Source organism: Ramlibacter ginsenosidimutans, from assembly GCF_016654015.1.
Lineage (GTDB): Bacteria > Pseudomonadota > Gammaproteobacteria > Burkholderiales > Burkholderiaceae_C > Ramlibacter > Ramlibacter ginsenosidimutans.
The window spans coordinates 1,064,980-1,091,487 of sequence record NZ_JAEPWM010000001.1; the positions used below are offsets into that span (position 1 = coordinate 1,064,980).

A 26,508-nucleotide genomic window follows, 5' to 3' on the forward strand; every position below is an offset into this window, starting at 1 on the left:
CTCTCGCCAAGTGAGGGAAAAATCACGAAGATGTGATTCATCAGGCCGACCCGCCCAACGGTCCTCTCCCTCAGCCGAATGGCGGATGGAGCACCGAAGCGCGGTGGTCTAGAGTCCAGATCACTGTCACGCATCGCCGGACATACGGGATTCAAGTCTCCCAACGACGTCCTTCCAAGGACTTGATACAGCCACCGCAAGGTGGCTGTTTTTTTGGTCGCGCGGCCAGAGCAGGCTCCTAGAGCAGCGCTCGCACGCGAGCGGCGTCCAGGTCCTGCAGGCAGCGGAAATGCCCGAGCGGACATTCGCGCTGGAAGCACGGCGAGCAGTCCAGCGGCGGCTGGTAGTCCGGATCCTGCTTGAGCCAGAGCACCTGCGCACGTGCATTCAAGGGCGGCGTGTGCAGCGGACTGGACGAGCCGAACAGCGCGATCTGCGGCACGCCGAAGGCGGCTGCCACGTGCATCAGCCCCGAGTCGTTGCTCACGACGTGGCCGGCGCCCGCGATGAGGCCGAACGCTTCGGCCAGGCTCGTCTGGCCCGCCAGGTTGCGCACCTGGCCCGGGGCCTGGGCCCGGATGACTTCGCACTCCGCCGCCTCCTTGGCCGACCCCAGCAGCACCACGGCGCGATCGAGCTGCGCGGCCAGCGCGCCAAAGTGCGGCCAGCGCTTCGCGGGCCCGTACTCCGCGCCGGGCGCCATCACGACGTAGGCGCCGCGTGCGAGCCCGTGCCGCTGCAGCACCTCGCCGACCTGCGCATCCGGCAGGGCCAGCGCCGGGCGGTCCGATTCCACGCCGGGCTCGCCGCTCAGCGCGGAATAGAAAGCCACCATGGGCGGCTTGTCCTTGGGATTCTTCAGCCGGTGCGTGAGCAGGCCCACGCGCGCTTCGCCGAGATACCCGACGCGGCGCGGGATCGCCGCGAGCAGGGGCAGCAGCGCGCTCTTGAGCGAGTTGGGCAGCACATAGGCGTTCTCGAACTGCCCGCGCAATTGCCGGCCCAGCGTGCGGCGCTCGCGCAGCTGCAGGCCGCCATGGCGAAAGGGCAGCTCGATGACCGCATCCACCTGCGGCATCGCGCGGTACACCGGGGCCACCCAGGGCAGCGCCGCGACCGTGAGCCGCTCGCCGCGCGCGCGCAGGCGGCGCAGCAGCGGCTCGGTCATGACCGCGTCACCGATCCATTGCGGAGCGATGACGAGGCTGCGCGACTCAGTGGCCGGAGCCGACGTGTTCGCCTTCACGCAGCTTGTACACGGTGCCGCAGTACGGGCACTTCGCCGAGCCGCTGCTCGCGATGTCCAGGTACACGCGCGGATGGCTGTTCCACAGCTTCATGTCCGCCTTGGGGCTAGGGCAGAAGATGCCGCCGTTGGCGTTCAGGTCCTTCGCGCCCAGCTCCACCACCACTTCCTTGCGGGTCGTCGTGCTCATGTCAGACACGGGTGAGCCACTCGGCGTACTTGGGATTGCGGCCATTGACGATGTCGAAGAAGGCGTTCTGGATCTTCTCGGTCACGGGACCGCGGCGGCCGATGCCGATCTGGACGCGATCGAGTTCGCGGATCGGCGTGACTTCGGCGGCGGTGCCGGTGAAGAAGCACTCGTCGGCGATGTAGATCTCGTCGCGCGTGATGCGCTTCTGCACGACCTCGATGCCGAGGTCCTTGCAGATGCGCATGGTGGTGTTGCGGGTGATGCCGTTCAGCGCGCCCGCGGACAGGTCGGGCGTGTAGACCACGCCGTCCTTCACCACGAACACGTTCTCGCCGGCGCCTTCGGAGACGAAGCCGGAGCTATCGAGCAGCAGCGCCTCGTCGTAGCCGTCGTCCAGCGCTTCCATGTTCGCGAGGATGGAGTTGCTGTAGTTGCTGACCGCCTTGGCCTGCGTCATCGTGATGTTGACGTGGTGCCGCGTGTAGCTGGAGGTCTTCACGCGGATGCCGCGCTGCATGCCTTCCTCGCCGAGGTAGGCGCCCCACGGCCAGGCGGCGACCATCAGGTGGATCTGGTTGCCCTTGGGGCTGACGCCCAGCTTCTGCGAGCCGATCCACGCCAGCGGGCGGATGTAGCAGCTCTCCAGCTTGTTGGCGCGCACGACCTGCTTCTGCGCCTCGTTCACCTGCTCCTTGGAGAAGGGAATCTGCATGCGCAGGATCTTGGCGCTGTTGAACAGGCGGTCGGTGTGTTCCTGCAGGCGGAAGATGGCCGTGCCGTTGACGGTGTTGTAGGCGCGGACGCCCTCGAACACGCCGCAGCCGTAGTGCAGGGTGTGTGTGAGGACGTGGATCTTGGCGTCGCGCCAGTCGACCAGCTCGCCGTCCATCCAGATCTTGCCGTCTCGGTCGGCCATGGAGGGTGCTACCGGGCTCATGGTGTTGTCCTTGGTGATGGGATCGCTGAACCGGCCATTTTACGGTGCGGGGCTATCCCCGGTCCCGGCCTCGGCCGGACGGGCCAGCTCCCACTGCACCAGCTTGCCCTCCAGGAACTCGCAGCGCACCGACGAGCCGGTGCTGTCCGTCCAGCGAAAGACCTCCGGCTGCCGCTGCGGCTCGCCCAGCGACTCGCCCAGGGCGCGGGTCATGGCGATGACATGCAGCAGGTTCACGCCCGGCTTCAGCTTCGCGTTCAGCATGACCGCGCTGTCGCAGTAGCCCACCGGACGATCGGCCGCGCGCTGCAGCACCCGCATCACGCGGGTGAAGTACAGCAACATCCACATCACGATGCCGCCGACCGCCAGCGCCACGCCAGCCCAGCCCCAGCCGCGCCAACCCGCGGCGACGAGCAGCACGCCCAGCACGGGCCACAGGATCTTCTGCAATTTCATGGGCGCGCATTGTCGCGCGGCCTCACAGCAGCCCGCGCACCACTTCCAGCGCTTCCTCGATCCGTTCGACCGGATGGATCGCCAGGCCTTCCAGCTCGCGCGGGAGCCGGCCGCCCTTGGGCGCGTTGGCCTTGGGCACGATCGCGATGGAGAAGCCCAGCTTGGCCGCCTCGCGCAGGCGCTCCTGGCCGCGCGGGGCGGGCCGCACCTCGCCGGCGAGGCCGACCTCGCCGAAGGCGATGAAGCCCTTGGGCAGCGCCCGCCCGCGCAGCGACGAGGCGATGGCGAGCATCACCGCCAGGTCCGCCGCCGGCTCGCTGATGCGCACCCCGCCCACGGCATTGACGAACACGTCCTGGTCCATGCAGGCGACACCGGCATGGCGATGCAATACCGCGAGCAGCATGGCCAGCCGGTCGCGATCGAGGCCCACGGACAGGCGCCGCGGGCTGGGACCGCCGCTGTCCACCAGCGCCTGGATCTCCACCAGCATGGGCCGGGTGCCTTCCAGTGTCACCAGCACGCAGCTGCCCGGCACCGGCTCGCTGTGTTGCGACAGGAAGATCGCGCTGGGATTCGTCACGCCCTTCAGGCCCTTCTCGGTCATCGCGAACACGCCGATCTCGTTGACCGCGCCGAAGCGGTTCTTGATGGCGCGCACCAGCCGGAAGCTGGAGTGCGTGTCGCCCTCGAAATAGAGCACCGTGTCCACCATGTGCTCCAGCACGCGCGGCCCGGCGAGCGCGCCTTCCTTGGTGACGTGGCCCACCAGCACGATCGTCGTGCCGCCCGACTTGGCGGCGCGCGTGAGGTGCGCCGCACATTCGCGCACCTGCGCGACCGAGCCCGGTGCGGACGTGAGCTGGTCGGAGTAGACGGTCTGGATGGAATCGATCACCGCGACCGCGGGCTGCTGCGCCGCGATGGTGGCCTGGATCTTCTCCAGCTGGATCTCGGCGAGCACCTTCACCTGCGAGCGCTCCAGCCCGAGCCGGCGCGAGCGCAGCGCCACCTGCGCCCCGCTCTCCTCGCCCGTCACATAGAGCGTCGGCACGCCACCGCGCTGCAGGCCGTCGAGCGCCTGCAGCAGCAGCGTGGACTTGCCGATGCCCGGGTCGCCGCCGATCAGCACGACGCCGCCTTCGACGATGCCGCCGCCGAGCACGCGGTCGAGCTCGTCGATACCGGTCGGCGTGCGCGGCACCTCGGCGGCCTCGATGTCGGCCAGCACGGCCACCTCGGACGCGGGCGCCAGCGAGGCGAAGCGATTGCGCGTCGCCGCCGCCGGCTCGGCCACGCCCTCGATCAAGGTGTTCCACGCCCCGCAGTTCGGGCACTTGCCCTGCCACTTGGGCGTGCTGCCGCCGCACTCGGTACAGGTATAGACCGTCTTGTCCTTCGCCATGGCCCGAGTGTAGGATGGACCCGATGAGCCCTCCTCCCAGCTTCCCCGAGTTCGAGGCCGCCGAGCGCGCCCGCGGCTGCAGCGAAGTCATCGCGCGGTCCTGGGAGCCGAACCAGGTGGTGGGCGAACACACGCATCCCTTCCACGCCCGCGCGCTCATCGTCGAGGGCGAGATGTGGCTCACGCGCGCGAGCGGCACCGAGCACCTGCGCGTCGGCGACCGCTTCGATCTCGCCCCGGGCACACCGCACTCCGAACGCTACGGCCCGCAAGGCGCGACCTACTGGGTCGCGCGCACCAACCCCTCCTGACTCGGCCGTGGCCGGCCCGGGGGAACCCGGTTGACGAAGCGCGCGGATTGTTTAACATGTTAAATATCCGCCATGTCCCCCTCCCCCGCCCGACCCGCCCTCGCCGTGGCGCCCACCGCCTTCACGCACCGGAACCTGCCGCGGCTGCTGCTGCAGGCACGCGAGTCGCTGATGGCCCGCACCCGCCCCGGCCTGCGCGAGCACGGCCTGTCGGACCAGCAGTGGCGCGTGCTGCGCGTGCTGGGCGAGCACGGCACGATGGAGACGGGACGCGTCGCGCGCGAGGCCTACATCCTGGGTCCCAGCCTGACGGGGGTGCTCGCACGCATGGAGCGCGACGGCCTGGTCCGGCGTGAACGCGACCCCGCCGACCAGAGGCGCACGGTGGTGGAAGCCACCGCCAAGGGCCGGCGGATGGTCGAACGCCTCTCGCACAGCGCGGAGGCGCACTACCAGTGGCTGGAGCAGTCGCTGGGCAAGCAGAAACTGGCGCAGCTGTACCGGCTGCTGGACGAACTGATCGCACTGGAGCAGCCATGAGCCTGGTGAAGCGAGGCACGGTGTACGGCACGCTGATGAATTTCCGCGGCGAGCTCGACGCGCTGGCCGGCAAGATGAACGAGGCGCCGTACAACGCGCCACCGAAGGCGCCGGTGCTGTACGTGAAACCCGCGAACACCTGGACCGAGAACGGCGGCAGCATCGCCATTCCCGCCGGGGCGCAGGAGGTGGCGATCGGCGCGAGCGTCGCCATGGTGATGAAGTCCGCGCGCGAGATCGCCGGCTTCGTGCTGATGAACGACGTCACGCTGCCGCACGACAGCTTCTACCGGCCGCCGGTGAAATTCAATTGCCGCGACGGCTTCCTCGGCATCGGCGACCGCATACGCGCGCGCAACGAGGCCGGCGATCCCGCCGTGTTCAAGCTGGAAGTGCGCATCAACGGCGAGTTGAAGCAGACGGTGCGCTTCTCGCAGCTCGTGCGTACAGCGGAGCAGTTGCTGGCCGACGTGAGCGAGTTCATGACGCTGGGCGAAGGCGACATGCTCATGCTGGGCTGCGACGTGGAGCGGCCGCGCGTGCGGGCCGGCGATCGCGTGGAGATCAAGATGCCCGCGCTCGGCACGCTGACCAACACCTTCGTCGCGGAGGCCGCATGAAGCACGCTCGCGTCCAGGTCGACGGCATGGTGGTGAACGCCACCGAACGGGACGGGCAGGTCGTGCTGGAAGATGGCCGGCGCCTCTGGCAGGACCAGGTCACCTGGCTGCCTCCGCTCGCTCCGGTGGAGCGGCCGCGCACCATCCTTGCGCTGGGCCTCAATTACGCAGACCACGCGAAGGAGCTGGCTTTCAAGGAGCCGCCCAAGGAGCCGCTCGCGTTCCTCAAGGGCGAGCGCGCCCTCAACGGCCACCGGCAGACCACCCGGCGGCCCGCGGACGTGCAGTTCATGCACTACGAATGCGAACTCGCGGTCGTGATCGGCCGGAAGGCGAAGAAGGTCCGCCGCGAGGACGCGTACGGCTTCATCGCGGGCTACACGGTGGCCAACGACTATGCGATCCGCGACTACCTCGAGAACTGGTACCGGCCGAACCTGCGCGTGAAGAACCGCGACGGCGCCACACCGCTCGGTCCGTGGCTGGTGGACACCGCGGACATCCCGGACCCGATGGCCCTGGCGCTGAAGACCACGGTCAACGGCAAGCTCACGCAGGAAGGCAGCACGAAGGACATGATCTTCGACGTGCCTTTCCTCATCGAGTACTTCTCCAGCTTCATGACGCTCAGCCCCGGCGACGTGATCCTGACCGGCACGCCGGACGGCGTGGTGGACTGCCGCCCGGGCGACGTGGTCGTGACCGAGATCGAGGGCATCGGCGCCCTCATGAACACGATTGCCTGACATGCGCATCGACCATCTCATCGCTGGCCGGTCCGTAGCCGGCCGCGACTACTTCACGACCGTGAATCCCGCCACGCAGGAAGTGCTGGCGGAAGTCGCCTCCGGCGGCGAAGCGGAAGTGCATGCCGCCGTCGCCGCAGCGAAGGAAGCCTTCCCGAAATGGGCCGGCCTGCCCGCGCCCGACCGGGCGAAGCTCGTTCGCAGGCTCGGCGAGCTGATTGCGAAGAACGTGCCCGAGCTCGCGCAGGCCGAGACCAACGACACCGGCCAGGTGATCGCGCAGACCGGCAAGCAGCTGGTGCCGCGCGCGGCCGACAACTTCTCGTACTTCGCCGAAATGTGCGTGCGCGTGGACGGCCACACCTATCCGACGCCGACGCACCTGAACTACACGCTGTTTCATCCGGTCGGCGTCTGCGCGCTGATCTCGCCGTGGAACGTCCCGTTCATGACGGCGACCTGGAAGACGGCGCCCTGCCTCGCCTTCGGCAACACCGCGGTGCTGAAGATGAGCGAGCTGTCGCCGCTGACCGCCGCGCGCCTGGGCGAACTGGCGCTGGAAGCGGGTATTCCGGCTGGCGTTCTGAACATCGTGCACGGTTACGGCAAGGAAGCCGGCGAGCCGCTGGTGCGCCACCCCGACGTGCGCGCGATCTCCTTCACCGGGTCCACGGCGACGGGCAACCGCATCGTGAAGGAAGCGGGGCTGAAGAAGTTCTCGATGGAACTGGGCGGCAAGTCGCCCTTCGTGGTCTTCGAGGACGCGGACTTCGAGCGGGCGCTCGACGCCGCCGTGTTCATGATCTTCTCCAATAACGGCGAGCGCTGCACCGCAGGTTCACGCATCCTGGTGCACAAGGCGATCTACGCGAAGTTCGTCGACCGCTTCGTCGCGCGGGCGAAGAAGATCGCGGTCGGCGATCCGCTCGACGAGAAGACCATCATCGGCCCGATGATCTCGCAGGGGCACCTGGCCAAGGTGCGCAGCTACATCGAGCTGGGCCGCAAGGAGGGCGCGAGCCTGCTGTGCGGCGGAGTCGACGCGCCGCTGGTGTCCGATCGCGTGAAGAAGGGCAACTACGTGGCGCCGACCGTGTTCGCCGACGTCGACAACCGCATGAAGATCGCGCAGGACGAGATCTTCGGCCCGGTCGCCTGCATCATCCCGTTCGCCGACGAGGCCGAGGCCATCCGGCTCGCCAACGACATCCAGTACGGCCTGTCGTCCTATGTCTGGACCGAGAACATCGGCAAGGCGCACCGCGTCGCGGCGGCGATCGAGGCCGGCATGTGCTTCGTCAATTCGCAGAACGTGCGCGACCTGCGCCAGCCCTTCGGGGGCACCAAGGCCTCGGGCACCGGCCGCGAGGGCGGGACCTGGAGCTACGAAGTGTTCCTGGAGCCGAAGAACGTGGCGGTGTCGCTGGGCGGGCACCACATTCCGCACTGGGGGGTGGCGTGAACGCCACCCCCCAAGGGGGCTACTGGGCTCCCCCCACCCCGACCCTCCCCTCGAGGGGAGGGCCAAACACACAGGAGCTCCGGCATGGGTAAGCTCGCGTTGGCCGCCAAGATCACGCACGTGCCGTCGATGTACCTGAGCGAGCTGCCGGGTCCGCGCCATGGCACGCGCCAGGACGCAATCGACGGGCACGTGGAGATCGGCCGCCGCTGCCGCGAGCTGGGCGTGGACACCATCGTGGTGTTCGACACGCACTGGTTGGTCAATGCGAACTACCACGTCAACTGCGGAGCGCACTTCAAGGGCCTGTACACCAGCAACGAGCTGCCGCACTTCATCAGCAACATGGCCTACGAGTTCCCGGGCAACCCGGAACTGGGCAAGCTGCTGGCGGAGGTCTGCAACGACTGGGGCGTGGAGACGCTCGCGCACGACCGCACGACCCTCGCGCCCGAGTACGGGACGCTGGTGCCCATGCGCTACATGAACGCCGACCAGCACTTCAAGGTCATCTCGGTGTCGGCCCTGTGCCAGGCGCATTACCTGAACGACAGCGCACGACTGGGCTGGGCGATGCGGCGGGCGGTGGAAGACCACTACGACGGCACCGTGGCTTTCTTCGCCAGCGGCTCGCTGTCGCACCGGTTCGCGCAGAACGGCCTGGCGCCGGAGTTCGGTTTCAGGATCTGGAGCCCCTTCCTGGAGCAGCTCGATCGCGAAGTGATCCGGATCTGGCAACAAGGCGACTGGAAGACCTTCTGCGGCATGCTGCCCGAATACGCGGCCAAGGGGCACGGTGAAGGCTTCATGCACGACACCGCGATGCTGCTCGGCGCACTGGGCTGGTCCGAATACACGGGCCGGGCGGAAGTGATCACGCCTTACTTCGGCGCGTCCGGCACCGGACAGATCAATGCGGTGTTCCCGGTCACGCCGGTGCGCGGCGACGAGATCCCGAAGGCGCAGGCGTCCTCGGCCGAGGGCTATACCAACATCGGCCAGCGGCTGTAGCAATTGGAATCGGACCCCCAATGCCTCACTGCGTCATCCTCTACACACCCAACATCGAGAGCAGGACCGACGTGTCGGCGCTCTGCCGCAAGCTCGCGGACAGCATGCTCACGGTGCTCGACGAGGCCGGCAAGCAGGTGTTCCCCACCGGCGGGACGCGCGTGCTCGCGTATCCGGCCGCGCACTACGCCGTGGCCGACGGCAAGGGCGATTACGCGTTCATGTACGTGAACGTGCGCATGGGTGCGGGACGCAGCGCGGCGGTGCAGAAGAAAGCGGGCGACCAGTTGACCGAGGTCGTGAAGCAGCACTTCGCGCCGATCTTCGAACAGGAACTCATCGGCATCACCGTGCAGATCGACGAAAGCCCCGGCCAGGTGTACGACGCCAAGCACAGCACGCTGCATCCGCTGTTCAACAAATGACTTTCTCCCCCGACACCATCCAGCAGCTCGCGCGCGAGCTGCACGAGAGCGAGCGCAGCCGACGGCAGGTGGAGCATTTCTCGAAGCGCCATCCCGGCATGACCATCGCCGACGGGTACGCGATCTCGCGCGCGTGGGTCGCGATGAAGATCGCCGAGGGCCGGCAGGTGCGCGGGCACAAGATCGGCCTGACTTCGCGCGCGATGCAGCAGTCCAGCCAGATCGACGAGCCGGACTACGGCACGCTGCTGGACGACATGTTCTTCGCGCCGGGCGACTTGCCGACCGAGCGCTTCATCGCGCCGCGGGTGGAGGTGGAACTGGCCTTCATCCTCAAGCGCAGGCTGCAGGGCCCGCAGGTGAGCGTCGAGGACGTGCTGGAAGCCACCGACTACGTGCAGCCGGCCATCGAGATCATCGACGCGCGCATCGAACAGTTCGACCGCCACACCAAGGCCATGCGCAAGGTGTACGACACGATCAGCGACAACGCGGCGAACGCCGGCATCGTGCTCGGCGGCCGCAAGGTGCGCCCGAACGAGGTGGACCTGCCCTGGGTGGGCGCCGTGCTGCGCCAGAACGGCGTGGTCGAGGAGACCGGGCTCGCTGCGGGCGTGCAGGGACACCCCGCCATCGGCATCGCCTGGCTCGCGCAGAAACTCGCTCCCTGGGGCGAATCCCTGGAAGCCGGCGAGGTCGTGCTCGCCGGTTCCTTCACCCGGCCCGTGGCCGCCAAGCGCGGCGACGTCTTCGATGCCGATTACGGGCCGCTCGGCCGCTTCACCTTCCGCTTCGCCTGAGGAGACTCCATGCAGACACCGATCAACCCCTTCAAGAAGGCCATGGCCGAGAAGCGCACGCAGTACGGCCTGTGGGTCAGCCTGCTGGGCCCGCTCAACACCGAAATCTGCGCCGCCGCCGGCTTCGACTGGCTGCTGCTGGACGCGGAGCACACGCCCAACGACCTGATGAACCTGCTGCAGCAGTCGCAGATCATCGCGGGCTACCCCGGCGTGCACGCGATCGCCCGCGTGCCCATGGGCCACGGCTTCGTCGGCCAGGCGCTGCTCAAGCAATACCTCGACCTCGGCATCCAGACCGTGCTGGTGCCCATGGTGGACACGCCGGAGCAGGCGCGCGAACTGGTGCGCTGCATGCGCTATCCGCCCGCAGGCATCCGCGGCATGGCCGCGACGCGCGCCTCCGGCTGGGGCCGCAACGCCAACTACGCGAAGGAAGCGAACCGCGAGATCTGCCTGCTGGTGCAGGCCGAAACGCGCGAAGGCATCCGCAACCTCGATGCGATCGCCGCCGTCGACGGGGTGGACGGCGTGTTCATCGGCCCCTCGGACCTGTCGGCCGCCTACGGGCATGTGGGCGATCCGTGGCATCCGGAGATGCAGGAGATCATCGCCGACGCGTTCCGCCGCATCCATGCGGCGGGCAAGGCGGTGGGCATCCTCACGCTGGACGAAAAGCTGGCGCGCCAGCACGTGGAGATGGGCGCGAACTTCATCGCCGTCGGCACCGACAGCAGCCTGATGGTCAAGGCCACCAGCGGCCTGGCTGCGGCCTTCAAGGGCGCGCCGGCCGTGGCCGCCAAGCCCCAGAACTACTAGGAGCACTCCATGAACGCCGTACTGCAACCCCGTGCGCCGGACATGCACCCCGACGAGTGGGCCGCTCGCGTCCAGCTCGCCGCCGCCTACCGCATCTTCGACATGCTCGGCTGGACCGAGATGATCTACAACCACATCACCGTGCGGCTGCCCGACAGCGTCACGCACGGCGAGAAGCAGTTCCTGATCAATCCCTTCGGGCTGCACTACTCGGAGGTCACGGCCAGCAACCTGCTGAAGATCGACGTGCAGGGCAACAAGCTGGATGCGCACAACCCCTGGCCTGTGAACCCCGCCGGCTTCACCATTCACGCGGCGATCCACGACAGGATTCCCGGCGCGCACTGCGTGATGCACACGCACACCACCAACGGCGTCGCCGTCGCCTGTACGCAGGGCGGCCTGGCCCAGAACAACTTCTATTCGGCGCAGCTGCACGACATGGTGGCCTACCATGACTTCGAGGGCATCACCATCCACGCCGACGAGGCGCCGCGCCTGCTCGCGAGCCTGGGCAACAAGCCGCTGATGATCCTGCGCAACCACGGCCTGCTGGCGGCCGGTCCGACGGTGCCGCTGACCTTCGTGCGCCTGTGGACCCTGCAGCGCGCCTGCGACATCCAGATCGCGCAGGCCGCCCTCGGTCCGGCCATCAAGCTGACCGAAGCCGTCGCGAAGCGGACCACCGAGGACTCGTTCCAGTACGATCAGCGCTTCGGCGCCGGCCAGGACGTGTTCGATGCGATGACGCGGCTCATGGAGCAGCGCAGCGGGACGCACTACAAGTCATGAGGGTCTGCATCTACGGCGCCGGCGCCATCGGGGGCTGGATCGGCGTGAAGCTCGCGCGAGCTGATTGCGAGGTGAGCGTGGTCGCCCGCGGCGCGACGCTCGCGTCTTTGCAGCAGCACGGACTGCGCCTGCAGGAAGGCAGCGAGACGCTCGCCGCGAGCGTCAAGGCGAGCGCGGCTCCGGCGGAGCTCGGCGTCCAGGATCTCGTGGTCGTCGCGGTGAAGGCGCCGGCGATGGCGGAGGTGGCCAAGGCGATCCGGCCGCTGCTCGGTCCGGACACGATGGTGCTGACGGCCATGAACGGCGTGCCGTGGTGGTTCTTCCAGGGCTTTGGCGGCAACTACCAGGGCACGCGCCTGAAAGCGGTGGACCCGGACGGTGCGATCGCCGAGGCCGTGCCGGCGAAGCACATCATCGGCTGCGTCGTGCACGCGAGCTGCGCGCTGAAGGAGCCGGGCTTCGTGCAGCACCACTTCGGCAACAAGCTGATCATCGGCGAACCCTCCGGGGCGAAGTCGCAGCGCGTGCTGCAACTCGCCTCGCTGCTGGAGCGGGCGGGCTTCGAGGCGGTCGTCTCCGAGCAGGTCCAGAAGGACGCCTGGTACAAGTTGTGGGGCAACATGACCGTCAACCCCGTGAGCGCGATGACGGGCGCCACGACGGACCTGATCCTCAACGACGACCTGGTGCGCGCCTTCATCTCCTCGGTGATGCTGGAAGCCCGCGAGATCGGTGCGCGCGTCGGCATTCCGATCGAGCAGAAGCCGGAGGACCGCCACCAGATCACGCGCAAGCTGGGCGCCTTCAAGACCTCCATGCTGCAGGACGTGGAAGCGGGCAAGCCGGTCGAGATCGACGCGCTGGTCACGGTGGTGCGGGAGATGGGCGAAATGACCGGCGTGCCCACGCCCTTCACCGACGCCTTGCTCGGACTGTCGCGCCTGCACGCCCGCGTGCACGGCCTGTACTGAGATGGCGGCGATCCCCGCCCCGGCGCGCGCCCTCAGCGGCGCCGCCTTCGGCACGCTGCTGCTGATCGCGCTCATGATGGGCGCGAACCACGTCGCCGCCCGCATCGCCTTCAACAACGGCGTGGACGTGGCAACGGCCGTCGTGTTCCGCAGCACGATCACGACCTTCGTGGTGGTCGCGCTGCTCGCCTCGCAGGGTGTGCGCGTGCGCTTCAGCGCGCGACACAGGAAGATGCTGCCGGCCATCGGCCTGCTGGTCGGCGTGCAAAGCCTGTGCCTCTACTCCGCCGTGGCGCGCCTGCCGGTGGCGCTGGCCCTGCTCGCCTTCAACACCTACCCGATCTGGACGGCTTTCTGGTCCGCCGTCGTGTACCGCAAGCACGCCGAGAAGGCCACCCTGGTCGCGATGCCCGTGATCCTGGTCGGCCTGGCGCTGGCACTCGACGTCTTCGGCGCCGCGTCCGGCCTCGGCGCCTCGGGCCAGTGGGCGCAGATCGGAGCGGGCGTGGCCTTCGCCCTCGCCGCTGCTGCCACCTTCGGACTGGCCTTGGTGCTCACGCAGCACGAGGCTGGCGACGTGGACGGCCGCGTGCGCACCGCCAGCACCATGGCCATCGCCGCGCTGGTCGCCCTGACCACGGTCACGCTGCAAGGCGGCTTCCACCTGCCCACCGCGCCCGCGGGTTGGGGGGGCCTCGCGGCGCTCACCTTCCTGTACGGCACCGCGTTCACCATCATGTTCACCGTGCTGCCGCGGCTGGGCGTCGTGGGCAACTCCGCCATCATGAACGTGGAGCCGGTGTTCGCGCTGGTGCTGGCCTGGCTGATCCTCGGCCAGTCCATCGCTCCCATCCAGGTCGCCGGCGCGCTGCTGGTGGTCGGAACCGTGATGGCGCTGGGGCTGCGGAAGAAGTGAGGGTCGCGGCCTTCGCGTCCTCGTAGGGTGGGGTGACGCAGTCTTCGCAGGCTGGGGGTGACGCAGGAACCCCAGCGGTGCGCGCGACGCTGGGGTTCGCTGTCGCTCACCACCAGCCTACGCATGCAGCCCGTACCTAGTCGACGACCACCGGCACCCGCTGCGCGAGCGCGCACATCAGCTCGTAGCCGAGCGTGCCCGCGCTGGCCGCCACTTCGTCGATGGACAGCACCGCGCCGTTGGCGGCCCGGCCCCACATCGTGACCTCGCTGCCGAAGCCCGCGTGCGGCACGGGCGTGAGGTCGACCGCGATCATGTCCATGCTGACGCGGCCGACCAGCCGGGTGCGCACGCCGTCCACCAGCACCGGGGTGCCGGTGGAGCAGTGGCGCGGATAGCCATCCGCATAACCGCACGCCACGACGCCGATGCGCAGCGGCGCATCGGCCGTGAAGCTGGAGCCGTAGCCGACCGTGTCGCCGGGCAGGAGCTGCTGCACCGCCAGCACGCGCGTGGCCAGCGTCATGGTGGGCTGCAGCCCCCAGTGCGCGATGTCGTGCCCGGGGTAATCGGGCGCGCTGCCGTAAACCGCGATGCCGGGGCGGATCCAGTCGCTGCGCACGGCCGGCTCGTCGGAATGGCGCAACGCCGCGGCGCTGTTGGCCAGCGAGCGTTCGCCGCTCAGGTCGCGCGTCGTCTCCACGAAGACGCGCAGCTGGTGGAGGATCCCGCGCGGGCCGTCCGCATCGCTGAAGTGCGTCATCAGCGAGATCTCCTCCACCTGCGGGAGCGCATCCAGCCGCGCCCAGGCCGCGCGATAGCGCTGGGGCGCGAAGCCGAGCCGGTTCATGCCGGAGTTCATCTTGAGGAACACGCGGTGCGGCACCTGCGTCTTGTGGGCGGCCAGCCACTCGATCTGCTCGTCGCAGTGCACGACGTGCCACAGGCCCAGGCGCGAGCACAGCTCCAGGTCGCGCGCCTCGAAGGCGCCTTCCAGCAGCAGGATGGGGCCGCGCCAGCCGAGTGCGCGCACGCGCTCGGCTTCCTGCAGGTCCAGCAGGGCGAAGCCGTCCGCCGCGCGCAGGGCGTCGTAGACGCGCTCGATGCCGTGGCCGTAGGCGTTGGCCTTGACCACCGCCCAGACTTTCGCATCGGGCGCGGCGGACCGCATGCGCGCCAGGTTGTGGCGCAGCGCTTCGGCATGGATGGTGGCAAGGATGGGACGCGGCATGACGGGCTCCGGGCCGTCATTCTGTCATTACCCACCGTGATATAACCCCGTGTCGCTTGGAGACAGCAGAGCAATGAAGGGCCCGCATGCCGGGCCCCGCCCCAATTCGCACGGATGAAGCGCGGTTTCTACACCATCATGGCGGCGCAGTTCTTCTCGTCGCTCGCGGACAACGCGCTGTTCATCGCCGCGGTCGAACTGCTCAAGACCTCCCATGCCCCCACCTGGCAGGCTGCGGCATTGGTGCCGATGTTCGCCCTGTTCTATGTCGTGCTCGCGCCCTTCGTGGGCGCCTTTGCCGACGCGCGCCCGAAGGGGCAGGTCATGTTCTTCAGCAACGCGATCAAGGTGGTCGGCTGCCTGCTGATGCTGTTCGGCATGCACCCGCTGTTCGCGTTCGCGATCGTGGGCTTGGGCGCCGCCGCGTATTCGCCGGCGAAGTACGGCATCCTGACCGAGTTGCTGCCGCCGTCGCAGCTGGTGAAGGCCAACGGCTGGATCGAGGGCCTCACCATCGCCTCCATCATCCTCGGCATCCTGATGGGCGGCCAGCTGGTCGGGCGCGCGCTGTCCTCCCGCCTGCTGTCGTTCGACCTGCCGGTCATCGACACCGGCATCGAGACGCCGACGGAGGCGGCGATCGCGGTGCTGATCGCCGTGTACTGCATCGCCGCCTGGTTCAACACGCGCATCCCGCACACGGGCGTGGAGATGCGGCCGATCCCGCGCAACGCGCTGGAGCTGGTGCCGGACTTCTGGAGCTGCAACGGCCGCCTGTGGCATGACCGGCTGGGCCAGATCTCGCTGGCGACCACCACGCTGTTCTGGGGCGTGAGCGGCAACCTGCGCTACATCATCCTCGCCTGGAGCGCGGCGGCGCTGGGCTACAGCACCACGCAGGCGTCCTCGCTCAGCGGCGTGGTGGCCATCGGCACGGCGGCCGGCGCGATCGCGGCGTCGATGCGCGTGCGGCTGGACCGGGCGACCAGCGTGATGCCCCTGGGCATCGCCATGGGCGTTCTCGTGGTCGCGATGAACTTCATCCACAACGCCTGGATCGCAGCACCGTTCCTGATCCTGCTCGGCGGCCTCGGCGGTTACCTGGTGGTGCCCATGAACGCCCTGCTGCAGCACCGCGGGCACAACCTGATGGGCGCAGGCCGCTCCATCGCCGTGCAGAACTTCAACGAGCAGGCCTGCATCCTCGGCCTCGGCGCCTTCTACAGCCTGTCGGCCGGCATGGGCCTCACCGCCTTTGGCGCCATCACCGCCTTCGGCTTGGTGGTCGCCGGCGTGATGTGGCTGATCAAGCGGTGGCACAGCCGCAACTGCGTGCTCCACAAGGACGAAGTGGACCACCTGCTGGAGATCGCGCGGCACGATAACGTGCATGGCTGATGTCCGCGGCAGCGGCAGGCTGGCGCCGGTGGCGGCGCTGGTGCTCAACGCCTTCGTCTGGGGCTGTTCCTGGTGGCCGTTCCGCGCGCTGCAGGACCAGGGCCTGCACGCGCTCTGGTCCACCGCGCTGATCTACCTGGTGGCCTTCACCGGCTTCGTGGTGCTGCAGCCGGCCGCCTTGCCCGAGTTGCTGCGCACGCCCGGCTTGTGGCTGCTCGCGCTGGCCGCGGGCATGACCAACGTCGGCTTCAACTGGGCGGTCAGCATCGGCGACGTCGTGCGGGTGGTCCTGTTGTTCTACCTGATGCCGGCATGGGCCGTGCTGCTCGCCTGGGCGATCCTGGGCGAACGCCCGTCCGCCGCCGGCATGGGCCGGCTGCTGCTCGCGCTGGCGGGCGTGGCCACCGTGCTCGACACCTCCGGCACCGGCCTGCCCTGGCCGCGCGCGCTGCCCGAGTGGCTGGCGCTGGGCGGCGGCTTCAGCTTCGCGCTCACGAACGTGCTGCTGCGCCGCCTGAACTTCGTGACGGCGGGTTCGCGCGTGCTGGCGATGTTCGGAGGCGGCATGGTGCTGGCCGGCAGCGTGGCCTACGCGGGCGTACTGCGGGGCACGATCGCCATGATGCCGATGCTGAGCGGAACCGGCTGGTTGCTGGCGCTGCTGCTGGCCGCGGGCTTTCTTGCAGCCAATCTGGCCTTGCAGTTCGGCGCGTCGCGCCTGCCTTCGCACACCACGGCGCTGGTGATGCTGTCCGAGGTGGTGTTCGCCAGCCTGTCGTCCGTGGCGCTGGGCGCCGCGGACCTCACGCCCCGCACGCTGGCCGGCGGCGCGCTGATCCTCGCGGCCGCCGCCTGGTCGGCATGGCCTCGCGCCCGCGAGCGCGGCGGCGCACAATAGGCCGCATGGCCACTGTCTACGACTTCGAGGCACAGCAGATCGGCGGCGCCCTGGTGCCGCTGGCGCAGTTCCGCGGCAAGCCCCTGCTGATCGTCAACACCGCGAGCGCCTGCGGCTTCACGCCCCAGTTCGCGGGGCTCGAGGAGCTGCACCGGCGCTACGCCGCGCAGGGACTGGTGGTCCTCGGCTTTCCCTGCAACCAGTTCGGCCACCAGGATCCCGGCAGCAACGAGGAGATCGCGAGCTTCTGCCAGGTGAACTACGGCGTGAGCTTCCCCATGATGCAGAAGGTCGACGTCAACGGCGGCGAGGCGCATCCGCTGTATCGCTGGCTCACGGCCGAAGCACCTGGCCTGCTCGGGTCGAAGGCGATCAAGTGGAACTTCACCAAGTTCCTGGTCGGCAAGGACGGCCGCGTCCTCAAGCGCTACGCACCGCAGGACGCGCCGCAGAAGCTGGCCAGGGACATCGAGGCCGCGCTCGCCGCCTGAGCGCACCAGCGGGAATCAGGCCGGCGCCAGCGCCGCGTCCAGCACTTCGATCCAGTGGCGCACGGGCAGTTGGGTGCCGCCTTGCAGGTGCTGGATGCAGCCGATGTTGGCCGAGAGGATCGCCTGCGGCTCCAGCACGTCCAGGTGCCCCAGCTTGCGATCGCGCAGCGTGTGCGCGATGTCCGGATGCAGCACGGAGTAGGTGCCCGCGGAGCCGCAGCACAGGTGCGATTCGTTGATCGCCACGCGCACGGTGAAACCGAGCGCCGCCAGGCCCTGCTCCACGCCGCCGCGCAGCTTCTGCCCGTGCTGCAGCGTGCAAGGCGCGTGGTAGGCGAACACGCCCGCCTGCGGCCGCACCTTGTCCTTCAGCACCGGCACGAGGTCCGGCAGCAGCTCGCTCAGGTCGCGCGTGAGCGCGGAGATGCGCGCGGCCTTGGCGGCATACGCGGGATCGTGCTGCAGGTGGTGCCCGTACTCGCGCACGGTGACGCCGCAGCCGGAGGCGTTCATCACGATCGCCTCGACCTCGCCGCGCTCCACGAAGGGCCACCAGGCGTCGATGTTGCGGCGCATCTGCGCGCGCCCGCCGTCCTGGTCGTTCAGGTGGAACTTGAGCGCGCCGCAGCAGCCCGCTTCGGCAGCGACCACCGTCTGGATGCCGGCGGCATCGAGCACGCGCGCCGTAGCGGTGTTGATGTTGGGCATCATGGCCGGCTGCACGCAGCCGGCCAGCATCAGCACCTTGCGCGCGTGCGTCGCGCTCGGCCGGCGGCCCGCCTCCTGCCTGGGTGGCACCTTCTCGCGCAGCCGCGCGGGCAGCAGGCCGCGCACGGCCTGGCCGAGCCGCATCGCCGGCTTGAACAGCGGCGAGCTGAGGCCGTCGCCCAGCGCCATGCGCAGCGCGCGTGAGGGCACGCCGCGCGGCACCTTGCGATCCACGATGGCGCGGCCGATGTCCACCAGCCGGCCGTAGTCCACGCCGCTCGGGCAGGTGCTCTCGCAATTGCGGCAGGTGAGGCAGCGGTCCAGGTGCAGCTGCGTCTTGCGCGTGGGCTGCTCGCCTTCGAGCACCTGCTTCATCAGGTAGATGCGGCCGCGCGGACCATCGAGCTCGTCGCCCAGCACCTGGTAGGTGGGGCAGGTCGCGGTGCAGAACCCGCAATGCACGCACTTGCGCAGGATGGCTTCCGCCTCCTCGCCTTCGGGCGTGCCCTGGAATTCGGGGGAGAGATGGGTCTGCATCAGAAGTGCGGGTAGAGGCGGCCGCGGTTGAAGACGGCCGCGGGATCGAATTGCTGCTTCAGTCGTTCGTGGATGGCGGCGAGCGCCGGCGCCAGCGGCGTCATGCGGCCGCTCGCATCGGTGCGCGCCGTGCGGAACAAGGTGGCGTGTCCGCCCGCACGCAGCGCGGTCTCGCGAATGCGGCCCGCGTCGGCGGCAGCCGCGTGCACCCAGCGCTGGGCGCCATGCCATTCGACCAGCGGCACGGCCGGCAGTTCCAGCACCGGGGCGGTCTGCGGAACGGACAGGCGCCAGAGATCCTGGCCGGCCGCGGCGGTGAACCAGGGCAGGCGCTGTTCGCGCAGCCGGTCCCATTCGGGCGCCGCACCGGCGTTGTCCAGGCGCTCGCCACCGAGGCTGCGGCACGCGGCATCGACGGCCGCGCGCGCGCCGCGCAGGCGCAGGTACAGCGTGCCCTGGCCCTCTTCCTCCAGCCAGCAGCTGGCGTTCAGGGGCAAGGGCTGGCCGCCCCAGGTGTTGAGGCGCGCGAGTGCTTCCTCCTGCGGCAGGCGCAGGCGCAGCGTGGCCTCGGCGGGCGCGACCGGCAGCACCTTCAGGCTCACCTCCGTGATGAGCCCCAGCGTGCCCATCGCGCCGACCATGAGGCGCGACACGTCGTAGCCCGCCACGTTCTTCATCACCTGGCCACCGAAGACGAGCGCTTCGCCGCGGCCGTTCACCAGCTGCAGGCCCAGCACGTAGTCGCGCACGCTGCCCACGCTCGCACGCGCGGGGCCGGAGAGGCCGCTGGCGACCATGCCGCCCACGGTGGCGCCGGCGCCGAAGTGCGGCGGCTCGAACGGCAGGCACTGCCCGCGTTCGGCCAGCGCGGCTTCGAGTGCGGCGAGCGAGGTTCCCGCGCGGACCGTGACCACCAGCTCGCTCGGCTCGTAGCTCACGATGCCGTCGAGGTCCTGCGTCGAAAGCAGTTCGCCTTCCAGCCGCTCGCCGTAGAAGTCCTTGGTGCCGCCGCCCCGGATGCGCAGGGGCGTGCCTGCTGCCGAGGCGGCGCGGATGCGGTCCGCGAGCGATGAGAGGGCGTCCATGGTCGCGCATGTTACGGCCACGCGGGCCCCCACCCGCCCGGGCCACTGGAAATCACGCTCTCAGTCGATGAAGAAATTGGTGGGAAGGCCGGCGACGTCCACGCGCGCGGACAGCACGCAGCCGGAGTGCGGATACGCGGCGAGTTCTTCGGCCGGCCGCCCCTCGCGCGCCGTGGTGAGGTACAAGGTGCGCCCGTCCGGGCCGCCGAAGCAGGGCATGGTGGGACAGCGTGCCGGCAGCTCGAATTCCGCGGCGATGGCGCCATCGGGCGCGAGGCGCAGCAGCCGCCCGCCTTCGTACATCGCCACCCAGTAGTGGCCTTCGACATCCACGGCGGCGCCGTCGGGCCGGCCGCCATAGCCTGGCTGGCCCGGGCTCCAGCCCGGAGGCTTGCCGGGGAACTGGCGGAAGATGCGGTGCCTGCGCATGGCGTTGCCCTGCGGCTCCCAGTCCCATGCCTGGATCAAGGCGCGTGCGGTGTCGGTCCAGTACACGGTGTGCCGGTCCGGCGACCAGGCCAGGCCGTTGGCGTTGGTGGCGTTGGTCGCCTTGAGTTGCACCAGCGGCTTGCCCCGCTCCGGGTTGTCGGGTCGGCAGTCGAGCGAATACAGATCGGCCTTCCTCGCGTCCTTGGGCTCGTAGTAGGTGCCGGCCCAGAAGCGGCCCAGCGGATCGGCCTTGCCATCGTTGAAGCGTGTGGTCGCGCCGTGCTGGAAGCGCACGATGGGCGCGAGCGGGCCGCGCCAGCTGCGAGCGCGGTAGATGCCGTCGCGCAGGGCGAGCACCAGGCCTCCCCTCGCCGCCGGCGCGATGCAGCCGGGCGACTGCGGCAGGGGCCACGTGTCCTGGGCGCCGCTCGCCGGATGCCACCGGCGCACGCGCTGGCCTGGGATGTCGACCCAGTACAGCGTCTGCTCGCCCGGATGCCAGAACGGGGATTCGCCCAGCGCATCCGGTTCGGCGACGGCGAGCTCCCACTTCATGCGGCGGGCTCCGGGGCGATCCGCACCTGCGCGACCAGCGACGCACCGGGTGGCAGCAAGGCCAGGCCCAGGTCCTGCGCGGGCGCGCCACTCGCATAGCAATGGACGGCGTTCGGCACGTGGCTCGCAGGAATGAGCACGAGGTGCTGCGGCTCGCTCGCGACCACCAGGTGCGTGAGCCCCGTGTGCAGGCGCACACGCAGCAGCGCGTCGTCCACGGTCACGCCGCCGTCCCAACCGTCGTAGCTGCGGTCCGCTCCGACGGCGGCGACCGCGGTCTGCAGTCCGGAGACGCCGGTGCGCCGCACAGGCAGCCGGTCGGCATCCATGTCCCAGCGCCCGCTGGCGCGCAAGGCGAGGCGGGCGCCGGGGCGCTGGTCGAACAGCAGCCGCCACCCCAGTCCCAGGGGAGCGGGTCGACCGGACTGGTTGGTGACCGCCAGCGTCATCTCCAGCGCGTCGGGCGCGAGCCGCAGCGTCTGCGAGCAGTCGAAGGCGAACGGCCAGCTGGCGTCGGCGCGGTGTTCGAAGGCGAGCATCGCGGTCGAGGCATCCGACTCCAGGACCTCCCACGGTCGCTGCCAGCCGAGCCCGTGGATCGCCGCTGGCGCATCGCCCGGGTGATGCACTTGCGGCTGCAAGGTGCCCTCCCAGACGACGGCCGCCTGTCCCACGCGATTGGAGAACGGCACCAGGGGATGGCACGCGGCCTCGCGCGCCGAGCCCAGCCGGGCGCCGGGCGTCGAGGCCAGCACGGGCACGTCGCGCCACCACAAGCCCGCGAGCGCTCCACCCCGTTCGGGAACGAGTTCGCAGCGCAGCGCTCCCGCGCGCAGTTCGATCATGGACGGGTCTCCTCGGCCTGTGCGCCCATTGTGCATGGGTCGGGCACGGGCCGGGTACCGGCGGTGGACGCGCTGCCCGGTGCTCGTCCGGGCCCCCTGCATGACCGGTTGCGCTACCGGCACGTCGCGGCGAGGAAAAAAAAGGCCCGCCGAGGCGGGCCAACATCCAAAGGAGATCTTGCTTGTCCGGCGGCGCGCGGCGTGCCTGGCGCGCGCGCCGCTCGCCGAGGCTCAGCGGTTGTACGCGGTCTCGCCGTGGCTGCTGATGTCCAGGCCTTCGCGCTCTTCTTCTTCCGTCACGCGCAGGCCGATCAGCAGGTCGACGATCTTGTAGGCGATGAAGGCGACCACGCCGGACCACACCACCGTGGTCAGCACGCCCTGGAACTGGATCCAGACCTGGCTGGCGATCGAGTAGTCGGGGCTCGTCTTGTTGGCCACGTAGTCGTAGATGCCGACGCCGCCGAGCGAGGGCGATGCGAAGACGCCGGTCAGCAGCGCGCCCAGGATGCCGCCCACGCCGTGCACGCCGAACACGTCCAGCGCGTCGTCCGCGCCCAGCAGGCGCTTGAGGCCGTTGACGCCCCACAGGCAGACCAGCCCGGCCAGCAGGCCGATGACGATCGAACCCATCACGCCGACGAAGCCGCACGCCGGAGTGATCGCGACCAGGCCGGCGACGGCGCCCGAAGCGGCGCCCAGCATGGAGGCCTTGCCTTTGGACAGCGCCTCGCCGCTGATCCAGGCGAGCGTGGCGGCAGCGGTGGCCATCATCGTGTTGGCGAACGCGAGTGCGGCGCCGCCGTTGGCTTCCAGGTTGGAGCCGGCGTTGAAGCCGAACCAGCCCACCCACAGCAGGGCAGCGCCGACCATCGTGAGCGTCAGGCTGTGCGGCGCGAGCGATTCCTTGCCGAAGCCGATGCGCTTGCCCACCAGGTACGCGCCCACCAGGCCGGCGACACCGGCGTTGATGTGCACCACGGTGCCGCCCGCGAAGTCGAGCGCGCCCTTGGCCCACAGCCAGCCGCCGGCGGCGGTGACGGTCTCGAGCGACTTGGCATCGGTGATCGCATCCGGGCCGTCCCAGTACCACACCATGTGCGCGATCGGCAGGTAGGAGAACGTGAACCAGATCGCGCAGAACAGCAGCACGGCGGAGAACTTGATGCGCTCCGCGAAGGCGCCCACGATCAGCGTGCAGGTGATCGCGGCGAAGGTCGCCTGGAACGCCATGTACGTCAGTTCGGGGATCACCACGCCCTTGCTGAAGGTCGCCGCCGTGGAGTCAGCCGTGATCCCCGAGAGGAAGATCTTGCTGAAGCCGCCGAAGAACGGATTGCCTCCCGTGAACGCGACGCTGTAGCCGTAGATGGCCCACAGGATGTAGATCATGCAGGTGACGACGAACACCTGCATCAGCACCGACAGCATGTTCTTGCTGCGGACCAGGCCGCCGTAGAACAGCGCCAGGCCGGGCACCGTCATCATCAGCACCAGCAGCGTCGAGACGGTCATCCAGGCGGTGTCGCCCTTGTTGGGGACCGGCGCAGGCGCGGCGGAAGCAGGAGCCGCCGCCGCAGTGGCGGCCACCGGCGCCGCGGTCGCAGCGGCAGCGGGGGCAGCGGGGGCAGCAGTTGCAGGCGCCGCGGGCGCCGCTTGGGTTGTGGTGGTCGTGGCTGCCGGCGCGGCGGGCGCCTGGGCGACAGCGGCGGCGCTGCCGATCAGGAGTCCCAGGCCGACGGCGAGGGAAGCGAGAAATGTCCTCATGTCTTGGCTCTCTTGATTGAAGTGAAATGCTTAGAGCGCTTCCTTGCCGGTCTCGCCGGTGCGGATGCGGACGACTTGCTCCAGGTCGTACACGAAGATCTTCCCGTCGCCGATCTTGCCGGTGCGCGCCGCGGCCTCGACGGCCTCGATCACGCGCTCTACCAGGTCGTCGGACACCGCCGCCTCGATCTTCACCTTCGGCAGGAAGTCCACGACGTATTCGGCGCCGCGGTACAGCTCGGTATGGCCCTTCTGCCGGCCGAAGCCTTTCACCTCGGTCACGGTGATGCCCTGCACGCCGATGCCCGAGAGGGCCTCGCGCACTTCGTCGAGCTTGAAGGGTTTGATGATGGCGGTGACGAGTTTCATGCTTGCTCCTTGGGGCGGCTCAGAACGAGTACTTCACGCCCAGCACCGCGGTGGCCTTGCCCAGGTTCTTGCCGGCCCCGACGTAGTTGCTGGTGTTGGTGTCGACGTAGGCGAGCGAGGCGCTGAAGCCGTTGCCGAAGTCCTTGCCCAGGCCCAGCGACCAGTCGGTGTAGGAGGACGAGGAGTTGTTCTCCACGTTCTGGCGGCCGATGTGCGGGTTGAAGGTCAGGCCCCACCACGGCAGCTCGAACGCTGCGCTCAGGTCCACGTAGTAGCTGTTCTTGCTGTCGGCGAAACCGAACAGGTTGGTCACCGCATGCGAGTACTTGAGCGTTGCGGGACCCCAGGTGCCGGCCACGTAGATCTCGGTGGTGAACGGGCTGGGGGAGATGTCCGCGTTGGGATAGAGGTAGCGCAGCACGCCGACGTCGAAGCCGATCGGGCCGCCGGTGAACTTGTAGCCGCCGTAGATGTCGACCTCGGCGTCCGAACTGCCGCCGGCGTCCTTGACCCACTGGATGGTGGAGGCCCAGGTGCCGACATAGAAGCCGGTCTTGTGCGCGAAGTCGATGCCGCCCTGCAGGGCCGGCCGCCCGCGGCTCTGGGAGATCCCGCGGTAGCGATAGTCCGTGACCGCGCCGATGTTGTAGGCCAGCGTGTAGTCCGGCTCGGGCGCCTTCGGGGCTTCGGCCTGCGCCATCGCGACGCCCGATGCCGCAAGGCTGGACAGCAGAACGACGAGTTTCAGTTTCTTCACGAGATGCTCCGTGCGTTTGTTGGAAAAGGAGGCTGCCGGCTTGATTAGCAGGAGCCGTGCCATCCCTCATCCGGAGGGGAGCGGCCGTCCTCCACCCTCGCCGGCGTGCGTTGTGGAGGCCAGCGCCTGGTGCAGCGGCCGCGATCTGCACCAGCCGGGTGCGAACTTCCTCATTCGTTCCGCACCAGGGTCATTCATGCACTGGAACCGGGAGGACGCGATCCATGAGCCTTTGTTTGGTGCAAAGCCGCGCCTTGCTCGGTCTCGATGCGCCGGCGGTGACCGTCGAGGTGCACCTGGCGAACGGCTTGCCCAACTTCATGCTGGTCGGGCTCGCGGACACGGAAGTGAAGGAGGCGCGGGAGCGCGTGCGCTCGGCCTTGCTGAACGCGGGCCTGGACTTCCCCCATAACAAGAGGATCACCGTGAACCTGGCGCCGGCGGACCTGCCCAAGGACGGCGGCCGCTTCGACCTGCCAATCGCGCTGGGCATCCTGGCGGCCAGCGGCCAGATCGACGCGGCGCGGCTGGCCGGCCACGAGTTCGCGGGCGAACTGTCGCTGTCCGGCGAACTGCGGCCGGTGCGCGGCGCACTGGCCGTCGCCCTGGCGCTGCATGCGAGCGATGCGCAAGCGCAGCTCGTGCTGCCGCCTGGCAGCGCGGAAGAAGCGGCGCTGGTGCCCGGTGCGCGCGTGCTGCGGGCGCGGCACCTGCTCGCCGTCGTGCGGCACTTCCAGCCGCCCAGCGACGACGCAGCGGATGGCGAGGGCTGCGAGCCCGTGGTCGCCGCCACGCCGCCCGCTGCCACCAGCCAGCATCCGGACCTCGCCGACGTCAAGGGACAGGCCGCGGCGCGGCGCGCGCTCGAAATTGCCGCGGCCGGCGGCCACAGCCTGCTGCTCATCGGGCCGCCGGGTGCCGGCAAGTCGATGCTGGCGCAGCGGCTCGCGGGCCTGCTGCCGCCCATGAGCGTGAGCGAAGCGCTGGAGAGCGCCGCGGTGGCGAGCCTCGCGGGCCGCTTCGCCCTGGAACACTGGTCGCGCCGGCCGACCTGCGCGCCGCACCACTCCGCCAGCGCCGTGGCGCTGGTCGGTGGCGGCTCGCCGCCGCGTCCGGGCGAGATCTCGCTGGCGCACCACGGCGTGCTGTTCCTCGACGAGCTGCCCGAATTCCCGCGAAGTGCGCTCGAAGCCTTGCGCGAGCCGCTGGAAAGCGGACGCATCACCATCGCGCGGGCGGCGCGCCGCAGCGAATTCCCCGCGCGTTTCCAGCTGGTCGCCGCGATGAACCCGTGCCCGTGCGGCTGGCTCGGCTCCGCGCGCGCGTGCCGGTGCTCGCCCGACGTGGTGGCGCGCTACCAGGGACGCCTGAGCGGACCCCTGCTCGATCGCATCGACATGACAGTGGAAGTGCCCGCCATGGCGGCGGCCGAACTGCTCGACGCACCGGCGGGCGAAACGAGCGCCGCCGTGCAGGCGCGCTGTGCGGCCGCCCGCGAGCGCGCGCTGCAACGCCAGGGCAAGGCCAACCAGGCCCTGCACGGCGAGGAAATCGCCAGCCACGTCGCGCTGGCGCCGGCGGCCGGCGAGTTCCTGCGGCTGGCCGCGCAGCGCCTGGACTGGAGCGCGCGCGCCACCCATCGCACGCTCAAGGTGGCGCGCACCATCGCGGACCTCGCGGCATCAGCGTCGGTCGCGGTGGTGCACGTCGCCGAGGCGGTGCAGTACCGGCGGGCACTGCCGGGACTGCATTGAATCCGGCGGCGCCCTGGGGGCCGGCGCGACG

General features: G+C 69.5%; 29 protein-coding genes. 16 read left to right on the forward strand and 13 right to left on the reverse strand.

Features of this window, described 5'->3' with window-relative positions:
* Nucleotides 1-238: 238 nt before the first annotated feature.
* Genes waaF through radA form a run of 5 tightly spaced genes read right to left on the reverse strand, consistent with a single transcriptional unit; the run spans nucleotide 239 to nucleotide 4,240 of the window.
* Nucleotides 239-1,198, reverse strand: a complete 960-nt coding sequence (gene waaF / locus JJB11_RS05240; RefSeq protein ID WP_340643134.1) for a lipopolysaccharide heptosyltransferase II — start codon at nucleotides 1,196-1,198, stop codon at nucleotides 239-241.
* Nucleotides 1,199-1,214: 16 nt separating this feature from the next.
* Nucleotides 1,215-1,436, reverse strand: a complete 222-nt coding sequence (locus tag JJB11_RS05245) for a zinc-finger domain-containing protein (RefSeq protein WP_201166821.1) — start codon at nucleotides 1,434-1,436, stop codon at nucleotides 1,215-1,217.
* 1 nt (nucleotide 1,437) lies between these two features.
* The gene (locus tag JJB11_RS05250; protein WP_201166822.1) at nucleotides 1,438-2,376 is read right to left on the reverse strand and encodes a branched-chain amino acid transaminase; all 939 of its coding nucleotides are present in this window, start codon (nucleotides 2,374-2,376) and stop codon (nucleotides 1,438-1,440) included.
* A 39-nt stretch (nucleotides 2,377-2,415) separates the two neighbouring features.
* Entirely contained in the window at nucleotides 2,416-2,835 is a 420-nt protein-coding gene (locus JJB11_RS05255) for a glycerate kinase (RefSeq protein WP_201166823.1), read from the reverse strand.
* Nucleotides 2,836-2,857: 22 nt separating this feature from the next.
* Nucleotides 2,858-4,240 carry a DNA repair protein RadA gene (radA, locus tag JJB11_RS05260; protein WP_201166824.1) on the reverse strand — a complete coding sequence of 461 codons (1,383 nt, stop codon included), beginning with the start codon at nucleotides 4,238-4,240 and terminating at the stop codon, nucleotides 2,858-2,860.
* A gap of 23 nt (nucleotides 4,241-4,263) precedes the next feature.
* On the opposite strand from radA, the gene JJB11_RS05265 reads away from it, so the two are divergent.
* The 12 genes from JJB11_RS05265 (at nucleotide 4,264) to JJB11_RS05320 (ending at nucleotide 13,653) form a co-directional block, all read left to right on the forward strand.
* The gene (locus JJB11_RS05265; protein WP_201964605.1) at nucleotides 4,264-4,551 is read left to right on the forward strand and encodes a cupin domain-containing protein; all 288 of its coding nucleotides are present in this window, start codon (nucleotides 4,264-4,266) and stop codon (nucleotides 4,549-4,551) included.
* A gap of 72 nt (nucleotides 4,552-4,623) precedes the next feature.
* A complete protein-coding gene (gene hpaR / locus JJB11_RS05270) occupies nucleotides 4,624-5,091 on the forward strand; it encodes a homoprotocatechuate degradation operon regulator HpaR (protein WP_201166826.1) in 468 nt (155 codons plus the stop codon).
* Complete coding sequence (locus JJB11_RS05275; RefSeq protein WP_201166827.1) at nucleotides 5,088-5,711, forward strand: fumarylacetoacetate hydrolase family protein; 624 nt, start codon at nucleotides 5,088-5,090, stop codon at nucleotides 5,709-5,711. The genes hpaR and JJB11_RS05275 overlap by 4 nt, the downstream gene beginning before the upstream one ends.
* Complete coding sequence (locus tag JJB11_RS05280; protein ID WP_201166828.1) at nucleotides 5,708-6,457, forward strand: fumarylacetoacetate hydrolase family protein; 750 nt, start codon at nucleotides 5,708-5,710, stop codon at nucleotides 6,455-6,457. The genes JJB11_RS05275 and JJB11_RS05280 overlap by 4 nt, the downstream gene beginning before the upstream one ends.
* Nucleotide 6,458: 1 nt before the next feature.
* Nucleotides 6,459-7,919 (forward strand): 5-carboxymethyl-2-hydroxymuconate semialdehyde dehydrogenase, encoded by a 1,461-nt coding sequence (gene hpaE, locus JJB11_RS05285; protein WP_201166829.1) that lies wholly within the window; start codon nucleotides 6,459-6,461, stop codon nucleotides 7,917-7,919.
* Between the two features lie 84 nt (nucleotides 7,920-8,003).
* Nucleotides 8,004-8,930 carry a 3,4-dihydroxyphenylacetate 2,3-dioxygenase gene (hpaD, locus tag JJB11_RS05290; protein ID WP_201166830.1) on the forward strand — a complete coding sequence of 309 codons (927 nt, stop codon included), beginning with the start codon at nucleotides 8,004-8,006 and terminating at the stop codon, nucleotides 8,928-8,930.
* 20 nt (nucleotides 8,931-8,950) lie between these two features.
* Nucleotides 8,951-9,355, forward strand: a complete 405-nt coding sequence (locus tag JJB11_RS05295) for a 5-carboxymethyl-2-hydroxymuconate Delta-isomerase (protein ID WP_201166831.1) — start codon at nucleotides 8,951-8,953, stop codon at nucleotides 9,353-9,355.
* Entirely contained in the window at nucleotides 9,352-10,155 is an 804-nt protein-coding gene (gene hpaH / locus JJB11_RS05300) for a 2-oxo-hept-4-ene-1,7-dioate hydratase (protein ID WP_201166832.1), read from the forward strand. The genes JJB11_RS05295 and hpaH overlap by 4 nt, the downstream gene beginning before the upstream one ends.
* A gap of 9 nt (nucleotides 10,156-10,164) precedes the next feature.
* A complete protein-coding gene (locus JJB11_RS05305; protein WP_201166833.1) occupies nucleotides 10,165-10,974 on the forward strand; it encodes an HpcH/HpaI aldolase family protein in 810 nt (269 codons plus the stop codon).
* Nucleotides 10,975-10,983: 9 nt separating this feature from the next.
* Nucleotides 10,984-11,766: a class II aldolase/adducin family protein gene (locus JJB11_RS05310; RefSeq protein ID WP_201166834.1), complete on the forward strand. Its 783-nt coding sequence runs from the start codon at nucleotides 10,984-10,986 to the stop codon at nucleotides 11,764-11,766.
* Complete coding sequence (locus tag JJB11_RS05315; protein WP_201166835.1) at nucleotides 11,763-12,737, forward strand: 2-dehydropantoate 2-reductase; 975 nt, start codon at nucleotides 11,763-11,765, stop codon at nucleotides 12,735-12,737. Before JJB11_RS05310 ends, JJB11_RS05315 begins: the two co-directional genes overlap by 4 nt.
* 1 nt (nucleotide 12,738) lies before the next feature.
* On the forward strand, nucleotides 12,739-13,653 hold the full coding sequence (locus tag JJB11_RS05320; protein WP_201166836.1) for a DMT family transporter: 915 nt from the start codon (nucleotides 12,739-12,741) through the stop codon (nucleotides 13,651-13,653).
* A 136-nt stretch (nucleotides 13,654-13,789) separates the two neighbouring features.
* On the opposite strand, the gene alr is transcribed toward JJB11_RS05320, so the two are convergent.
* Nucleotides 13,790-14,884 carry an alanine racemase gene (gene alr, locus JJB11_RS05325; RefSeq protein WP_201166837.1) on the reverse strand — a complete coding sequence of 365 codons (1,095 nt, stop codon included), beginning with the start codon at nucleotides 14,882-14,884 and terminating at the stop codon, nucleotides 13,790-13,792.
* 114 nt (nucleotides 14,885-14,998) lie between these two features.
* Between alr and lplT the strand changes: the two genes are divergently transcribed.
* The 3 genes from lplT to JJB11_RS05340 are packed head-to-tail and all read left to right on the forward strand — an operon-like array spanning nucleotide 14,999 to nucleotide 17,671.
* Entirely contained in the window at nucleotides 14,999-16,282 is a 1,284-nt protein-coding gene (gene lplT, locus JJB11_RS05330; protein ID WP_201166838.1) for a lysophospholipid transporter LplT, read from the forward strand.
* A complete protein-coding gene (locus JJB11_RS05335; protein ID WP_201166839.1) occupies nucleotides 16,275-17,180 on the forward strand; it encodes a DMT family transporter in 906 nt (301 codons plus the stop codon). The genes lplT and JJB11_RS05335 overlap by 8 nt, the downstream gene beginning before the upstream one ends.
* Nucleotides 17,181-17,185: 5 nt before the next feature.
* Nucleotides 17,186-17,671, forward strand: coding sequence for a glutathione peroxidase (locus tag JJB11_RS05340; protein WP_201166840.1), 486 nt, complete (start codon nucleotides 17,186-17,188; stop codon nucleotides 17,669-17,671).
* Between the two features lie 15 nt (nucleotides 17,672-17,686).
* On the opposite strand, the gene glcF is transcribed toward JJB11_RS05340, so the two are convergent.
* The 7 genes from glcF to JJB11_RS05375 form a co-directional block, all read right to left on the reverse strand.
* A complete protein-coding gene (gene glcF / locus JJB11_RS05345; RefSeq protein WP_201166841.1) occupies nucleotides 17,687-18,916 on the reverse strand; it encodes a glycolate oxidase subunit GlcF in 1,230 nt (409 codons plus the stop codon).
* Entirely contained in the window at nucleotides 18,916-20,001 is a 1,086-nt protein-coding gene (gene glcE / locus JJB11_RS05350; protein WP_201166842.1) for a glycolate oxidase subunit GlcE, read from the reverse strand. The genes glcF and glcE overlap by 1 nt, the downstream gene beginning before the upstream one ends.
* Before the next feature lie 60 nt (nucleotides 20,002-20,061).
* Entirely contained in the window at nucleotides 20,062-20,985 is a 924-nt protein-coding gene (locus JJB11_RS05355) for an SMP-30/gluconolactonase/LRE family protein (RefSeq protein WP_201166843.1), read from the reverse strand.
* Complete coding sequence (locus JJB11_RS05360; protein WP_201166844.1) at nucleotides 20,982-21,830, reverse strand: aldose epimerase family protein; 849 nt, start codon at nucleotides 21,828-21,830, stop codon at nucleotides 20,982-20,984. The genes JJB11_RS05355 and JJB11_RS05360 overlap by 4 nt, the downstream gene beginning before the upstream one ends.
* Nucleotides 21,831-22,061: 231 nt before the next feature.
* The gene (locus JJB11_RS05365) at nucleotides 22,062-23,597 is read right to left on the reverse strand and encodes an ammonium transporter (protein ID WP_201166845.1); all 1,536 of its coding nucleotides are present in this window, start codon (nucleotides 23,595-23,597) and stop codon (nucleotides 22,062-22,064) included.
* 30 nt (nucleotides 23,598-23,627) lie between these two features.
* Nucleotides 23,628-23,966, reverse strand: a complete 339-nt coding sequence (glnK, locus tag JJB11_RS05370; protein ID WP_201166846.1) for a P-II family nitrogen regulator — start codon at nucleotides 23,964-23,966, stop codon at nucleotides 23,628-23,630.
* 19 nt (nucleotides 23,967-23,985) lie between these two features.
* Complete coding sequence (locus tag JJB11_RS05375) at nucleotides 23,986-24,723, reverse strand: TorF family putative porin (RefSeq protein ID WP_201964606.1); 738 nt, start codon at nucleotides 24,721-24,723, stop codon at nucleotides 23,986-23,988.
* Nucleotides 24,724-24,947: 224 nt separating this feature from the next.
* Here JJB11_RS05375 and JJB11_RS05380 point away from each other — a divergent pair, with 224 nt between their 5' ends.
* Nucleotides 24,948-26,477, forward strand: a complete 1,530-nt coding sequence (locus JJB11_RS05380) for a YifB family Mg chelatase-like AAA ATPase (RefSeq protein ID WP_201166848.1) — start codon at nucleotides 24,948-24,950, stop codon at nucleotides 26,475-26,477.
* Nucleotides 26,478-26,508 lie beyond the last annotated feature (31 nt).

What these genes read in the sequence shown, in the direction of transcription:
- JJB11_RS05245 (WP_201166821.1), bottom strand. Translation starts at nt 1,436, where the DNA reads ATGAGCACGACGACCCGCAAGGAAGTGGTGGTGGAGCTGGGCGCGAAG.
- JJB11_RS05250 (WP_201166822.1), bottom strand. Translation starts at nt 2,376, where the DNA reads ATGAGCCCGGTAGCACCCTCCATGGCCGACCGAGACGGCAAGATCTGG.
- JJB11_RS05255 (WP_201166823.1), bottom strand. Translation starts at nt 2,835, where the DNA reads ATGAAATTGCAGAAGATCCTGTGGCCCGTGCTGGGCGTGCTGCTCGTC.
- radA (WP_201166824.1), bottom strand. Translation starts at nt 4,240, where the DNA reads ATGGCGAAGGACAAGACGGTCTATACCTGTACCGAGTGCGGCGGCAGC.
- JJB11_RS05265 (WP_201964605.1), top strand. Translation starts at nt 4,264, where the DNA reads ATGAGCCCTCCTCCCAGCTTCCCCGAGTTCGAGGCCGCCGAGCGCGCC.
- hpaR (WP_201166826.1), top strand. Translation starts at nt 4,624, where the DNA reads ATGTCCCCCTCCCCCGCCCGACCCGCCCTCGCCGTGGCGCCCACCGCC.
- JJB11_RS05275 (WP_201166827.1), top strand. Translation starts at nt 5,088, where the DNA reads ATGAGCCTGGTGAAGCGAGGCACGGTGTACGGCACGCTGATGAATTTC.
- JJB11_RS05280 (WP_201166828.1), top strand. Translation starts at nt 5,708, where the DNA reads ATGAAGCACGCTCGCGTCCAGGTCGACGGCATGGTGGTGAACGCCACC.
- hpaE (WP_201166829.1), top strand. Translation starts at nt 6,459, where the DNA reads ATGCGCATCGACCATCTCATCGCTGGCCGGTCCGTAGCCGGCCGCGAC.
- hpaD (WP_201166830.1), top strand. Translation starts at nt 8,004, where the DNA reads ATGGGTAAGCTCGCGTTGGCCGCCAAGATCACGCACGTGCCGTCGATG.
- JJB11_RS05295 (WP_201166831.1), top strand. Translation starts at nt 8,951, where the DNA reads ATGCCTCACTGCGTCATCCTCTACACACCCAACATCGAGAGCAGGACC.
- hpaH (WP_201166832.1), top strand. Translation starts at nt 9,352, where the DNA reads ATGACTTTCTCCCCCGACACCATCCAGCAGCTCGCGCGCGAGCTGCAC.
- JJB11_RS05305 (WP_201166833.1), top strand. Translation starts at nt 10,165, where the DNA reads ATGCAGACACCGATCAACCCCTTCAAGAAGGCCATGGCCGAGAAGCGC.
- JJB11_RS05310 (WP_201166834.1), top strand. Translation starts at nt 10,984, where the DNA reads ATGAACGCCGTACTGCAACCCCGTGCGCCGGACATGCACCCCGACGAG.
- JJB11_RS05315 (WP_201166835.1), top strand. Translation starts at nt 11,763, where the DNA reads ATGAGGGTCTGCATCTACGGCGCCGGCGCCATCGGGGGCTGGATCGGC.
- JJB11_RS05320 (WP_201166836.1), top strand. Translation starts at nt 12,739, where the DNA reads ATGGCGGCGATCCCCGCCCCGGCGCGCGCCCTCAGCGGCGCCGCCTTC.
- alr (WP_201166837.1), bottom strand. Translation starts at nt 14,884, where the DNA reads ATGCCGCGTCCCATCCTTGCCACCATCCATGCCGAAGCGCTGCGCCAC.
- lplT (WP_201166838.1), top strand. Translation starts at nt 14,999, where the DNA reads ATGAAGCGCGGTTTCTACACCATCATGGCGGCGCAGTTCTTCTCGTCG.
- JJB11_RS05335 (WP_201166839.1), top strand. Translation starts at nt 16,275, where the DNA reads ATGGCTGATGTCCGCGGCAGCGGCAGGCTGGCGCCGGTGGCGGCGCTG.
- JJB11_RS05340 (WP_201166840.1), top strand. Translation starts at nt 17,186, where the DNA reads ATGGCCACTGTCTACGACTTCGAGGCACAGCAGATCGGCGGCGCCCTG.
- glcF (WP_201166841.1), bottom strand. Translation starts at nt 18,916, where the DNA reads ATGCAGACCCATCTCTCCCCCGAATTCCAGGGCACGCCCGAAGGCGAG.
- glcE (WP_201166842.1), bottom strand. Translation starts at nt 20,001, where the DNA reads ATGGACGCCCTCTCATCGCTCGCGGACCGCATCCGCGCCGCCTCGGCA.
- JJB11_RS05355 (WP_201166843.1), bottom strand. Translation starts at nt 20,985, where the DNA reads ATGAAGTGGGAGCTCGCCGTCGCCGAACCGGATGCGCTGGGCGAATCC.
- JJB11_RS05360 (WP_201166844.1), bottom strand. Translation starts at nt 21,830, where the DNA reads ATGATCGAACTGCGCGCGGGAGCGCTGCGCTGCGAACTCGTTCCCGAA.
- JJB11_RS05365 (WP_201166845.1), bottom strand. Translation starts at nt 23,597, where the DNA reads ATGAGGACATTTCTCGCTTCCCTCGCCGTCGGCCTGGGACTCCTGATC.
- glnK (WP_201166846.1), bottom strand. Translation starts at nt 23,966, where the DNA reads ATGAAACTCGTCACCGCCATCATCAAACCCTTCAAGCTCGACGAAGTG.
- JJB11_RS05380 (WP_201166848.1), top strand. Translation starts at nt 24,948, where the DNA reads ATGAGCCTTTGTTTGGTGCAAAGCCGCGCCTTGCTCGGTCTCGATGCG.